General features: G+C 71.9%; 13 protein-coding genes. 6 read left to right on the top strand and 7 right to left on the bottom strand.

The window, feature by feature from the left end; translation table 11 throughout:
• Positions 1–37 precede the first annotated feature (37 nt).
• Positions 38–931, bottom strand: coding sequence for a hypothetical protein (locus ACIP82_RS00065; RefSeq protein WP_400649196.1), 894 nt, complete (start codon positions 929–931; stop codon positions 38–40).
• 513 nt (positions 932–1444) lie between these two features.
• Here ACIP82_RS00065 and ACIP82_RS00060 point away from each other — a divergent pair.
• The gene (locus tag ACIP82_RS00060; RefSeq protein WP_363614015.1) at positions 1445–1699 is read left to right on the top strand and encodes a DUF397 domain-containing protein; all 255 of its coding nucleotides are present in this window, start codon (positions 1445–1447) and stop codon (positions 1697–1699) included.
• 328 nt (positions 1700–2027) lie between these two features.
• On the opposite strand, the gene ACIP82_RS00055 is transcribed toward ACIP82_RS00060, so the two are convergent.
• On the bottom strand, positions 2028–2546 hold the full coding sequence (locus tag ACIP82_RS00055) for an ATP-binding protein (RefSeq protein WP_363614013.1): 519 nt from the start codon (positions 2544–2546) through the stop codon (positions 2028–2030).
• Positions 2547–2964: 418 nt separating this feature from the next.
• Between ACIP82_RS00055 and ACIP82_RS00050 the strand changes: the two genes are divergently transcribed.
• Complete coding sequence (locus ACIP82_RS00050) at positions 2965–3831, top strand: helix-turn-helix transcriptional regulator (protein ID WP_363614011.1); 867 nt, start codon at positions 2965–2967, stop codon at positions 3829–3831.
• A gap of 65 nt (positions 3832–3896) precedes the next feature.
• Here the strand turns inward: ACIP82_RS00050 and ACIP82_RS00045 are convergent, their stop codons facing one another.
• Complete coding sequence (locus tag ACIP82_RS00045) at positions 3897–4502, bottom strand: TetR family transcriptional regulator (protein ID WP_363614009.1); 606 nt, start codon at positions 4500–4502, stop codon at positions 3897–3899.
• A 230-nt stretch (positions 4503–4732) separates the two neighbouring features.
• Positions 4733–6259 carry an MFS transporter gene (locus ACIP82_RS00040; protein WP_400649192.1) on the bottom strand — a complete coding sequence of 509 codons (1527 nt, stop codon included), beginning with the start codon at positions 6257–6259 and terminating at the stop codon, positions 4733–4735.
• 87 nt (positions 6260–6346) lie between these two features.
• Between ACIP82_RS00040 and ACIP82_RS00035 the strand changes: the two genes are divergently transcribed.
• Positions 6347–6775: a MarR family transcriptional regulator gene (locus tag ACIP82_RS00035; protein WP_363614005.1), complete on the top strand. Its 429-nt coding sequence runs from the start codon at positions 6347–6349 to the stop codon at positions 6773–6775.
• An 84-nt stretch (positions 6776–6859) separates the two neighbouring features.
• On the opposite strand, the gene ACIP82_RS00030 is transcribed toward ACIP82_RS00035, so the two are convergent.
• From ACIP82_RS00030 to ACIP82_RS00020, 3 genes are all read right to left on the bottom strand, one after another.
• Positions 6860–7807: a M56 family metallopeptidase gene (locus ACIP82_RS00030; protein WP_363614003.1), complete on the bottom strand. Its 948-nt coding sequence runs from the start codon at positions 7805–7807 to the stop codon at positions 6860–6862.
• Between the two features lie 142 nt (positions 7808–7949).
• Positions 7950–8555, bottom strand: a complete 606-nt coding sequence (locus tag ACIP82_RS00025) for a DUF5134 domain-containing protein (protein ID WP_400649189.1) — start codon at positions 8553–8555, stop codon at positions 7950–7952.
• Positions 8556–8829: 274 nt separating this feature from the next.
• Positions 8830–8925, bottom strand: coding sequence for a putative leader peptide (locus ACIP82_RS00020; RefSeq protein ID WP_363613999.1), 96 nt, complete (start codon positions 8923–8925; stop codon positions 8830–8832).
• A gap of 183 nt (positions 8926–9108) precedes the next feature.
• On the opposite strand from ACIP82_RS00020, the gene ACIP82_RS00015 reads away from it, so the two are divergent.
• Genes ACIP82_RS00015 through ACIP82_RS00005 form a run of 3 tightly spaced genes read left to right on the top strand, consistent with a single transcriptional unit; the run spans position 9109 to position 12352 of the window.
• Entirely contained in the window at positions 9109–10509 is a 1401-nt protein-coding gene (locus ACIP82_RS00015) for a DUF6421 family protein (RefSeq protein WP_400649187.1), read from the top strand.
• Positions 10506–11264 carry an SDR family NAD(P)-dependent oxidoreductase gene (locus tag ACIP82_RS00010; RefSeq protein ID WP_363613995.1) on the top strand — a complete coding sequence of 253 codons (759 nt, stop codon included), beginning with the start codon at positions 10506–10508 and terminating at the stop codon, positions 11262–11264. Before ACIP82_RS00015 ends, ACIP82_RS00010 begins: the two co-directional genes overlap by 4 nt.
• Positions 11261–12352 carry a low specificity L-threonine aldolase gene (locus tag ACIP82_RS00005; RefSeq protein ID WP_363614042.1) on the top strand — a complete coding sequence of 364 codons (1092 nt, stop codon included), beginning with the start codon at positions 11261–11263 and terminating at the stop codon, positions 12350–12352. Before ACIP82_RS00010 ends, ACIP82_RS00005 begins: the two co-directional genes overlap by 4 nt.
• Positions 12353–12664 lie beyond the last annotated feature (312 nt).

The following is a 12664-nucleotide window of genomic DNA, read 5'->3' as shown; positions in this document are numbered from 1 at the left end:
GAGGCGTTCCGGGCCCTGGCGTCGTCGGACGGCCGCGCTATTCGGCGGCGGTCTCCCCGCTCTCCCCGGCGTACGCCCCGGGGTCGGGGACCGGCAGCGCGGCCAGGTAGGTGGAGGCGATCAGCTGGCCCACCGTCGGGTAGGCGCCCAGCGGCGCGGCGCTCGGGCAGCCGGTCTCCTCGGCGGCCGTGGCGAGCAGCTCGGAGTCGGCCTCCGGGCCGATCACCAGCGGGGCCAGCGCGGGGCGCTGGGAGCCGGTCTCCTTGAGGTGCGCGACGGCGGCGGCCACCGAGCCGGGCACGTCCAGCGCGGCCGGGACGACCGGGACGGCGAGCCGGGCGGCCAGCAGCACCCCGGTGACCCCGGCGGCGGCGGTGGCCTCCTCGCCGCCGACGGTGGTGAGCACCACGCCGTCCGCGGCGGTCGCGATGGCGAACAGCCGGGCGCGGTCGGCGCGGGCCAGACCGGCCTCGGAGAGGCGGACGTGGACGGCCTCGGCCAGCAGCGGGTGCGGGCCCAGCACGTCGGTGACGGGGGCGCCGTACTCGGCGGCGAGCGCGTGGAGTTCGGCCAGGAAACCGTGCGGGCCGGGAACCAGCGGCACCACGACCGGCGCGGGCAGGCCCGCCCCGGCGGCCTGGGCCAGCAGCTCGGCGACGGTGCGCTCGTCCCCGGTGCCCTCGAAGTCGCCGTCCCCGACCGGGAGGTACCCGGCCGTGGTCTGGACGCCGTTCTGCTCGCTGCGGACGATCGACAGCAGTTCCTCGACGACGGAGCGGGACTCGGGCCCGGCGGTCGCGGGCACGGCGAGCACCAGGGCCGGGGAACCGGCCGGAATCTCGGGGCGCTCGGGGCGGCGGTGGCGCCCCCGCGCACGGGAGCCTGGGGTTCGGACGGGCAGTGGCGCGCCCGGGATGGCTGCGGTGCTCATGGCGGAGATCGTAGGACATCGCTCCGCCGGTCCCGCAGTCGGCTGCCGTTCCGAGGGCGGTGACCCACGCCGAATCAGGACATAACGCACCCAATCCCGCGCAGTGGCCGGTATCGCCTTCGACGCGGTCGGCCGGGGCGGGAGTTGCGCCTTCCCGGCGTGAGATGTCTCACAGGCCGGAAGGGGTCTGACGGAGGGTCACGGAGGCGCGACTCCCGGCGCTGGAAGATCAACATTCAGCGGGGGGTCGCTTACGGGCGGTTATCGGCGACTTGCCGATTCAGTCGGCTATGTCCGCTTACGGGCTGCCGGGCGGCGGGTGGTGAAGAGTTCCGGCCGATCCGTTAAAGAGGCCGTGCACCTGCACTGTCCCGTGCTGATGCACGTGCACTGGAGCTATCATCACGTCAAGTGAGGCGTTATGCCGGGCCGGTACGGGGCCGGTCCAGTCGTTCGGCCTGTGCCGGGGGCGCCGCGCTGGACGACCACTCCGGAGCTCTTCGGGAGATTTCTATGCACGACAGGTACGACACGAACGACCCGTACAACGGGATGGCGGCTGCGGACCTCGAGAACGTGGTCTGGCAGAAGAGCCTGCACAGCAACTCTCAGGGCAACTGCGTCGAGTTCGCCGCTCTGCCGGGAGGGGACGTGGCGATGCGCAACTCGCGCTTCCCGGACGGTCCCGCGCTCATCTACACCCGGGCCGAGATCGCGGCGCTGCTGCTGGGTGCCAAGGACGGGGAGTTCGACCACCTGGCGGTCTGACCGGCCGTCGCCTTCACCATCGGGGGGCCGTCGTGGGTGCTGACACCGCGGCGGCCTGTGTCTGACGGCGCCCATTCCCTGGTACGGGCGCCGTCGCGCCGGGCCGTTCTTCCGGTCGTGTGCGGCCGCGAGTACGGACGGCCCGACCGAACAGGTCACCTGCCCCGCCGCCCGGCTTGATGTCCGCTCCGATGCCTGCCCTGATGTACGCGCTGACGCCGGGCCGGGCCGCCGGCCGGGACCGTCGAGCAGGGGTGTGCCGCCCGTGCCCGCGCCTCCTGTGCTCAAGCCGCTCGTGCCCACTGTCGCCGCCCTGCCCGGTCCGGAGCTAGGCCGAGCGCCGGTGCCGTCCGCCGACCTCGGGGGTCGCGCACTGCTCCGCCTCGAAGAGCGCCCAGACCACCTTGCCGCCGCCCAGCGGGTGCCAGCCCCAGGAGCGGCTGAACGAGTCCACCAGGTGCAGCCCGCGGCCCGACTCGGCCACGAAGTCCGCCTCCCGTGCCACCGGGCCGATGCTGCTGGGGTCGCTCACCGCGCAGACCACCTGCGGGGCGCGGTGAACCAGGCTTATTCGGATCGGCAGCCGGCCGTCCGCCGCCTGGGTGGGACAGTCGTAGCCGCCCAGGGCGCCGCCGGCCGGGTCGGGCCGTGCGCCGATCGCGTGCCGGAGGGCATTGGTCACCAGCTCCGAGGCCACCAGCGCGACATCGTCGAACAGCTCGCCCAGCCCCCAGCGCTGCAGGGCGCTCCGGGCGAAGTCGCGCGCGGTTCTGACGGCTTCGTAGCGAGGAGCGAGCGTACAGGTGACCACATGGGGGTCGACTGCCAAAGCCGTACCGGTGCTCATGAAGAGCTCCTCCCATAAGGGGGCGGACACGGCTGGACCCGCCGGGGTCATGCCGGTCACCTCCGACTCGCTCGGCCGCACGGCCGCCCCCTCGACCAGTCGCGCGCGCACACGAACGCCCGGTGGCGCGAGGGGCGCTGCCGGGCTGGTGCACGGAGTCGCGCGTGGGGTCGACGCGGAGCCCGCGGGATTGCCAGGGATGTGCAGGTGCACGTGCACCATGGTCCTCTGCGCTCACTGCAGATGCAAGAGTCGATTCACGTGCAGTCGCACTATTGGCATATGCAAGCGCCGAATGCACGTGCATCCTGGCGTGTGGAGTGCGGAACTGATAGGAACATCCGTCAGTATCGGCACCGTGAGCGCTCAACTGATGGCAGACTGTGCGCTGTTTGCCCTAGGTGGAGGTTTCGACCGCATGACCACAGTTCAGCCGGGCGGCGGCTCGATGGTCCGCCGGATCCTCCTCGGTTCCCAGCTGCGCCGGCTCCGCGAGGCGCGCGGCATCACCCGCGAGGACGCCGGGTACGCGATCCGCGCGTCCGAGTCCAAGATCAGTCGCATGGAGCTCGGCCGCGTCAGCTTCAAGGAGCGCGACGTCGCCGATCTCCTCAGCCTCTACGGCGTGGACGACGGCATCGAGCGCGAGGCCCTGCTCGGCCTGGTCCGTGAGGCCAACAAGTCCGGCTGGTGGCACAGTTTCAACGACGTGCTGCCGGGCTGGTTCCAGACCTACGTCGGCCTGGAGGAGGCCGCCGCGCTGATCCGCACCTACGAGGTGCAGTTCATCCCCGGCCTGCTGCAGTCCGAGGAGTACGCGCGAGCGGTTTTCGGTCAGAGCCGCCCGGTCATCAGCGCGGAGGAGGTCGAACGGCGGGTCAGCCTCCGGCTGCGCCGCCAGAAGCTGCTCGCCGAGGGCAACAACCCGCGGCTCTGGGCCGTCATCGACGAGGCCGCACTGCGCCGCCCGGTCGGCGGGCCCGAGGTGATGCGCGGTCAGGTGCAGTACCTGATCGACGTCGCCGAGCAGGCCAACGTGGTGATCCAGGTGATGCCGTTCCGCTTCGGCGCCCACGCCGGGGAGTCCGGGGCGTTCACCATCCTGCGCTTCCCCGAGCAGGACCTCGCCGACGTCGTCTACCTGGAGCAGCTCACCAGCGCGCTCTACCTGGACAAGCGCGACGACGTCGACGCGTACATCCAGGTCATGGAACGGCTCTGCGTGGACAGTCTGACGCCCGAGCGGACCATCGATCTGCTGGCGTCGATCCTGAAGGAACGCTGACAACGAGCTGACCGGCGGCTGACCGGCCGCCGTACAGTCGTCGTCGAACGGCCGTCGCCCCGCGCTCACCCGCGGGCCGACGGCCGTTCGCGCTGCGGCGGCCGCGGCTGCGGTGGCCGGCCCAGCTCCCAGGCCAGGTCGTAGCGGCCGAACAGGTCGGCCCGGATCGGCGCCAGCGATATCTCGGCCCCCGGCAGCAGCACGCCGATGCAGCCGCCCATCAGCGCACTGCGCAGCACCGCGTGTTCGGCGACCGGGTCGGGCGCGCCCCAGTCGCGCAGCAGCCCCTGGAGGAGTGCGCCGAGCCGCTGCTGCTCCGGGTCCTGGACGAAGGCGCCGGAGTCCGGGTCCAGGATCAGCGCCAGATGCGAGCGCATCACCCGGGGGTGCTCCATCGCGAGCGCCAGCACCGCGTCGATCGCCCGGGCCAGCCTGGCCTGCGGAGAAGCGTCCGGTGCCAGCGCGGCCAGGGCCGCGGAGAGCTTCTGGTGCATCATCCGGTGCGTCGCGGACTGCATCAGCAGCCGTTTGCCGTCGAAGTAGTAGGAGAGCAGCCCCCGGGCGAGACCGGCCCGTTCGGCGATGTCGGTCAGCGTGGTGCCCGCGTAGCCGCGCTGATCCACCAGCTCGACGGTGGCGCACATGATGCGCCGGCGGGAGCGTTGACGCATTTCCTCGTTGACCGAATCCCCGCGAGGTGCCATCGTGTCTGCTCCGTACGTTCGTTGGCTCCCGGCCAATATACTGGCGGAGCGAACGGCCGAACCGGGGAACCCGCAAGTCGGCGGGTGCCACGGACCGGCTCGTACGGAGGTGCCGGCTCCACCAAGACGGGGGTTTGGTGGAGCCGGTGCCTGCCCGGCGGCGACCCCGGTGACGACGGGGCGGCCCCGGGCGGCGGTCAGCTCTTGGTCAGAAGCCCGCTCCGGGCCGGCTCGCCGGAGTCGAAGAGCTCGGTCGACGGGCCGTGATGGTCGGCCACCGGCCGGGGAGCCGAGGCCTTCCTCCGGTCCAGCACGGCACCGACGGCGGCGATCAGGAAGCCCAGCAGTGCGACCGCCGTGACGAGGACCAGCGCGGGCCGGTAGCCGTCCAGCTGCGCCTGGGCGCTCTCGCCGCCCCCGCTCCCGGCGGTGATCATCGCGGTGGCCCCGGCGAGTACGACCGCGGTGCCGACCTGGATCGCGGTGTTGACCAGCCCGGAGGCCAGGCCCTGTTCCTCGTCGGCCACGCCGTCGGTGGCGGCGATGTTGACCGAGGGGAAGGCCAGCGAGAAGCCGACGCCCAGCAGGATCATCGACGGCAGCACCAGGGTGAGGTAGGAGCTGTGCTCGTCCAGGCGCAGGAACAGCGCGAAGGCGAGCACCAGGGCCAGCACGCCGATCGGCAGCAGCCGGGAAGTGCCGAAGCGGTCCACGACCGGGCCCATCAGCGGCGCGGACAGCGCGATGAAGGCGCCGGCCGGCAGCAGACCGAGGGCCATCTCCAGGGCCGACCAGTGGAGCAGGTGCTGCAGGTAGAGGGTGACGACGAACTGGAACCCGCCGTACGCGCCGGTCATCGCGAAGGCGACGACGTTGGCCCGGGCGACCGAGCCGTTGCGGAAGATGCCGAGCCGGACCAGCGGGTGCGCGGTGCGGCTCTCGATCGTGAGGAAGGCGGCGGCCAGGGCCGCGACCACGAACAGCGAGCCGATGGTGCGCAGGCTCAGCCAGCCGGCCCCCTGGGCCTCGGTGACGGTGAAGACCAGCAGCAGGACGGTGAGCGTGCCGGTGATCGCGCCGGCCACGTCGTACCCGCCCTTGGCGCGCTCCTCGGTGGGGCGGGGGAGCAGCCGGACGGCGAAGGCCAGGGCGAGCAGGGCGACGGGGACGGGCATCAGGAAGGTCCAGCGCCAGCCGACCGAGGTGAGCAGGCCGCTGAGCACCAGGCCGAGCGAGAAGCCGCTGGCGCCGCAGGTGGTGTAGATCGACAGCGCCCGGTTGCGGGCCGGGCCCTCGGCGAAGGTGGTGGTGATGATCGACAGCCCGGCGGGGGCGGTGAAGGCGGCGCTGACGCCCTTGAGGAACCGGGCGGCGATCAGCAGGCCGCCGTCGTCCACCAGGCCGCCGAGCAGGGAGGCGGCGGCGAACACGGCCAGCGCGACCAGGAAGACCCGGCGGCGGCCGAGCAGGTCGGCGGCCCGGCCGCCGAGCAGCAGCAGCCCGCCGTAGCCGAGGACGTAGCCGGAGACCACCCACTGCAGGGTGGAGGTGGAGAGGTGGAGTTCGGATCCGATGGACGGGAGGGCGACGCCCACCATGGAGACGTCGAGGGCATCCAGGAACATCGCGGCGCAGAGCACGATGAGCGTGCCCCAGAGGCGGGGTGTCCAGTTCAGCCCGCTGGTTGATGAGTCGTCAGGGGACGTGACGGTCGCGGTGGTCATGGGGAGGAGATTACATGCGCGTGCATTCAATGCAAATGAATAAGATGTGAACGCATAAATTTCTGGCGCGCGTGGTACTGTGGCGCCGTGGCTGAACTCGACTCTCCGGCGGAGGCAGGTCTGGTCGCCGAATGGCGAGACCTGCTGGCCCGCCATGCCGCCACCAGCTGTGCGCTCGACCGCGAGCTGGGGGAGAGGCACGGTCTCGGCATGAGCGAGTTCGAGGTGCTGGAGCGCCTCGTCGAGGAGCGCGACGCCGACCGGGGCCATCAACTGAGGGTCCAGGAGCTGGCCGACACCGTGCATCTGAGCCAGAGCGCGCTGTCGAGGCTGATCGGCCGGCTGGAGAAGGCCGGCCTGGTCACGCGGGCGATGTGCGCCAGTGACCGGCGCGGCATCCAGATCACGCTCACCGAGGCCGGCTGCCGGCTCTACGCCGAGGCCCGACCGCTGCACCGCGAGGTGCTCGCCCGCGCCATCGGCGGCGGGCCCGACGACTCGTGCCAGCCTGGCTGACGAACCCTCAGGCCTCTTCTGCCGCATGGGTGTTGCGGCGCGCCTTGACCGGAGGGCCCGGCGGTGGCGGAGCCCGGTGGGCCGTTACAGCAGGGTCGAGAGCCCCGGTGCGGCGGCCAGCAGGACGGCGGCGGCGGGCGCGGCCAGCGCCGCGACGGTGAGCCGCAGCCGGTGCGGGACGGAGAGCCGGGGCCGCCCGGCGAGCAGCCGGTCCACCCGCTTCGGGGACTGCGCCAGCCCGGGCGGGCAGGCGCCGAACACCCCGCGGCCCAGGTTGAGTTCGGCCAGTGCCAGGGCGGTGGTGTGCCGCCCGTGCCGGCGCGCCGCCCGGTCGTCGGCCGCCAGCTCCACCAACTCGCCCACCTGGTCCCGGAAGGCGCTGAACACCCCGACGCCGGGGAAGCCGGAGGCGAGGGCCTGGGCGCACTGGGACAGCCAGTGGTGCCGGGCCCGGACGTGCCCGCGCTCATGGCTCAGCACAGCCGCCAACTCCCGGGCGGTCAGCTGCTGGAGGGCGCCGGTGGTCACCACCAGGCGGGAGTTGTGGCCCGGCAGCGACCAGGCCTCGGGGCGGACGTTCTCCAGCACCACCAGCCGCTCGCGCCGGCTGCGCAGAGTGTCGATGGACTCGGGCAACTCGGGTGCCCGGCTGCTCAGTTGGGCGTGTCGGTGGTCGCGGAGCGCCTTCGCGGACCGGACCTCGCGGGTCAGTGCCAGCAGGGTCTGCACCCCGCCCGCCGCCAGCACCGCGGCGCAGAGCCGCCCCCAGCCCTCGGCCTCCTGCAACCCGTACGCGGCCTCCACACCGTGCGGCGCGCCCGCGAACACCAGCGCCCGAAGCTCGGGCAGCGCGGCCGCGGCGGCCAGGACCAGGCCCAGCGCGCAGCAGAGCAGTACGGCCACCACCAGGCACTGCCACACCAGCAGGGCCAGTACGGGTTCCCGCTCCACCCATCGGGCCCGGGTCAGCAGTCGGGGCACCACGGTCGAGAGCAGCAGTCCGAGCAGCAGCAGGCCGAGCAGGGCCGTCATGGCATGGGCTCCCCGAGTACACACGGAGCGCGACAGCGCGCTCCCCGCCAACCTAAGCGCTGCCGACGCCCGGTGGAACGACTTTCGGCCGGCCAGTGACCAACGCCACGCGCGGAGTCGGCGGGGTGGGCCCCAGTAGGCGTCACATCGTCAGGAGCATGGCGAACATCCCGATGCCCATCGAGAGCCGGCAGGCCTGCGGCAGCCCGGCGGTGCCGACCGGGAGCCCGCCGCCCGGGGTGCCCAGCAACCGGGTGCCGGTCCAGAGCGAGTAGCCGCCGAAGTAGAGCAGCAACGCGCCGGTCAGCAGCGGCGCGCCGACGCTCGCGGCGTGGTGCGCATGGGCGGGCGCGGCGGCCATGGCGAGTGCCATGTAAGTCATCGCCAGGGTGCCGATCGCGTGGTGCAGCCGGTGCGTCCGCCGGGCCGGGTCGCGTACGGCGCCGAACAGGAAACAGACCGCCGGGACGCCGAACACCCAGGCCCAGACCATGGCCGGCACGACGGCCCCGGTGACGGCCATCGCCGCCATGCCGAGCCCCATCAACGCCTCGGCGGCGTCGGACTCGTGGGCGAGCAGCCGGTGCGGCGCGGGCTGCACGGAGGAGGGGACGGCAGAGGGGACGGCAGAGGGCCCGGGGGAGGGGCCGGTGGAGCAGGGGGCGTGGCGCAGCCGGGTGAGGCAGTAGGCCCCGGAGGCCGCGGTGAGAACGGCCAGCAGCCAGCTGACCAGAACCGGTCCGTGCAACGGCGACCTCCGCGGCGGCGCGTGCGGGCGTACCGTCCACGATCACCGCTCGGAGCCGCGCACAGCAGGGCGTGCACGGGGGCGCACGGAGTGCTCGCCGTGGTGAAGCCGTTCGGCGAGCACTCCTGTGGCCAGGGTCTGTCGTCAGACTCCCGCCGTCCGCCCGGAGGGCGGGCGCGGCGCCTCGGCGGGTCACTTCCCTCCGGTGGCGGCGCCGGAACACAGGCGGCATGGTCGGCGTACGGAGCCGCGTCCGCGGCGCCCCCGAGCCGGATCAGCGGCAGCGGCAGAGGCCGCGCGCGCAACAGCAGGAAGACACCCGGAGCAGGTCGATGTGGCGTCGGGCCACCAGGATCACCGCCGGGAGCATGACGGGAGGTTCGCATCCCCGTCGTGCATCTGTCCGGAACATCCAGATACCCGCCCACATGTCGGACATCCGGCGCCGGACCCCCTTGCCGGGACAATCAGCGGCCCAAGCCCCCTTGAACAGGAGAACCTTTCGTACTTATGGTGTTCCCGTTGAAATAACTCCTGCCGAAGTGAGTCCACGATGCAGAATCTTTCGCCAAGGCTCGCTGTGGCGGCCGACGCCCCGGTCTCCACCCTCGCCGACCACCCGGCCTGGCTGCGCCTCAAGGAAGCCGTCGAGACCCTGCGCCCGCTGCAGTCCAAGGACGGCTCGATCGACCTGGCCGCCGTCCAGCGGCACACGGTCGACCCGCTGGTCGCCACCGTCCGCAGCGCCGTCGGGGAGCTCGCCCCGCTCTTCCCGCACGACGCCGCCTACCTGGCCGCCGTCGACGCGGACCTGGCGAAGTGGGCCGACACGGGGTACCGGGAGCCCGACTTCCTGGACTCGCTGCTGGCCTTCCAGCCCGCGGAGCAGCGCGAGGACGGCCTGGAGCACCTCGTGGTCTTCCCGATGTACACCCAGAACGGCAACCCGGACCGCAACCTGGAAGCCGTCCTGCTGAGCGTGGTCTGGCCCGAGTGGCTGGCCGAGCTGGAGCGCACCCGCTTCGACAACCCGATGTTCGTGCCGATCACCTTCACCGACTTCACGGCCGGCTACGACACCAACTCCGCCGTCCTCTTCCCCGAGACCGTGGCCGTGCGCAAGGCACCGGAGCGTTTCACCTGGGGCGGCATCTTCTGCGACCGCGAGGCCGCCCGCTTCCGCGCCGTCACCACCAGCGCCGTCCAGCAGCTCGGCCTGGAGATCCCGGCCGACGCCGAGGGCCTGCTGCGGGAGCAGGAGCGCGCCCAGCAGACCTTCGTCCTGTGGGACCTCGTCCACGACCGCACCCACAGCCACGGCGACCTGCCGTTCGACCCCTTCATGATCAAGCAGCGCAGCCCGTTCTGGATGTACGGCCTCGAAGAGCTCCGCTGCGACCTCACCGCCTTCAAGGAGGCCGTGAAGCTGGAGGCCGAGGGCAACGCCCACGCCCGCGACGTCCAGTACGCGATCCTCTTCGACCGCCTCTTCCGCTTCCCGGTCAGCGGCGACCGCGTCCGCAACTACGACGGCCTCGGCGGCCAGCTGCTCTTCGCGTACCTGCACAAGCACGACGCGCTGCGCTGGCGCGACAACCGCCTCAGCATCGACTGGGAGCGCGCCCCGCAGGTGACCAACGCGCTCTGCGCCGAGATCGAGACCCTCTACCGCGACGGCATCGACCGGCCCAAGCCGGCCCACTGGATCGCCGCCTACGAGCTGGTCTCCCGCTACCTCACCCCGCACCCGGCCTCCACCTGGGCGAAGGGCCCCGACGCGCTGCCCCTCGACCTCATCGACGGCAAGGCGCTCAACAAGGCCCTGTGCGACGCCGTGCTCCCGGACGAGTTCCCGCTGAGCATGTTCTACGAGGCCCTCAACAAGAAGCTCAGCGGCGTCATCGCCGCCACCGCGGGCATCACGGCCGCCGGTATCCAGGGAGTCGCCGCATGACCACCGCACCCAACGGACCGCTCACCGGCAAGGTCATCGCCGTGGCCGGTGCCACCGGCCCGGCCGGCCATGCGACGCTGCGCCGCCTCGCCGCCGACGGTGCCACGGTGATCGCCGCCAGCATCGACGCGCGAGCCCTCGAGGCCGAGATGGACGCCACCCGCGCCGCCGTGCCCGGGGCCCGTCTCAGCGGCCAGGTCATCGACCTGCTCGACCCGCAGGAGGTCCACGACTGGGCCGACCACCTGGAGGCGGAGCACGGCCACGTCGACGGCCTGTTCCACCTGGTCGGTGGCTGGCGCGGCAGCAAGACCTTCTTCGACACCCGGATCGACGACTGGGACTGGCTGCACGACACCGTCGTCCGCACCCTCCAGCACACCTCGCTGGCCTTCCAGCCCGCCCTGGTCCGCAGCTCCGCCGGTCGCTACGCGATGGTCTCCGCCGCGTCCGCGCACAAGCCCACCGCCGGCGGCGCCGCCTACGCTGCGGCCAAGGCCGCCACCGAGGCCTGGACCCTCGCGATGGCCGACTCCTTCAAGAAGGAGACCACCGCCGCGGACGGCGATCCCACCGCCGCAGCTGCGATCCTGGTCATCAAGGCGCTGGTCAGTCCCGAGATGCGGGCCGAGAAGCCCGAGGCGAAGTTCACCGGCTTCACGGACACCGCCGACCTCGCCACCACCCTGGCGGGCCTCTGGGACCGCCCCGCAGCAGAACTGAACGGACAGCACCTGTGGCTGACAGCCCGATGATCCACCCCGGCTCGCCGGAGGACCCCCGCACGGACGCGGTACGACGGCACGACCCCGCCGTCCGCGGTTTCGCCAGCGACAACTACGCCGGCGTGCACCCGGAGATCCTCGCCGCGATAGCCCTCGCCAACGGCGGCCACCAGGTCGCCTACGGCGAGGACGACTACACGGCGCACCTGCAGGACGTCTTCCGCCGCCATTTCGGCGAGCAGGCCGAGGCGTACCCCGTCTTCAACGGCACCGGCGCCAACGTCGTCGCCCTGCAGGCCCTGCTCCCGCGCTGGGGTGCGGTGGTCGCGGCCGAGAGCGCCCACATCAACGTGGACGAAGGCGGCGCCCCCGAGAAGATGGGCGGCATCAAGCTGCTCACCGTCCCCACCCCGGACGGCAAGCTCACCCCCGAGCTGATCGACCAGCAGGCCTGGGGCTTCGGCGACGAGCACCGGGCCCAGCCGCTGGCGGTCTCGATCACCCAGAGCACCGAGCTGGGCACGCTCTACACGGCCGAGGAGATCCGGGCGATCACCGACCACGCCCACCAGCTCGGCATGCTGGTCCACGTGGACGGCTCCCGCCTGGCCAACGCGGCCGCCTCGCTCGGCCTGCCGCTGCGTGCCTTCACCACCGATGTCGGCGTGGACGTCCTCTCCTACGGGGGTACGAAGAACGGCCTGCTGTTCGGCGAGGTCGTGGTGGTGCTCAACCCGGAGCGGGTACGCAACATCAAGTACCTGCGCAAGACCTCGATGCAGCTCGCGTCGAAGATGCGCTTCGCCTCGGTCCAGTTCGAGGCCCTGCTCTCCGGTGACCTCTACCTGCGCAACGCCGGCCACGCCAACGCGATGGCCAGCCGGCTCGAGGCCGCCGTCCGGACCATCGAGGGTGTGACGGTCGTCCGCCCGGTCCAGGCGAACGCGGTGTTCGCGATCCTCCCGCGGGAGGTCAGCGAGCGGCTGCAGAAGCGCTACCGCTTCTACTTCTGGAACGAGCACACCGGTGAGGTGCGCTGGATGTGTTCGTTCGACACCACGGAGGCGGATATCGACGCCTTCGCGGCGGCCATCGCCGAGGAGATGGGCCGCGCCTGACGGCGCTCGTGGACAGCCGATCGTCCCGTCCTGCGACAGCAGGGCGGGACGATTTGCATGTGGCGTGCCCGGGCCCGTACAGTTCCGGAGTCGCACCGAGAGGGGCGGCGGAAAGCGAATCCGATGAATGAAACTCCGGAAAACGGAGCGGAAAGCATCTGATAAGCTTGAAACACGAAAGAACGAAGCGCCCGGAGGGCCCGCTGGAAGGCGGCCTGAAGGAAGTGTCCGTTCCTTGAGAACTCAACAGCGTGCCAAAAGTCAACGCCAGATATGTTGACATCCCCGGCCTCGGATTGTTCCGGGGTTGGA

This window comes from Kitasatospora sp. NPDC088548 (assembly GCF_044753005.1).
GTDB lineage: Bacteria > Actinomycetota > Actinomycetes > Streptomycetales > Streptomycetaceae > Kitasatospora.
This window is presented reverse-complemented; position numbering and strand designations above follow the sequence as displayed.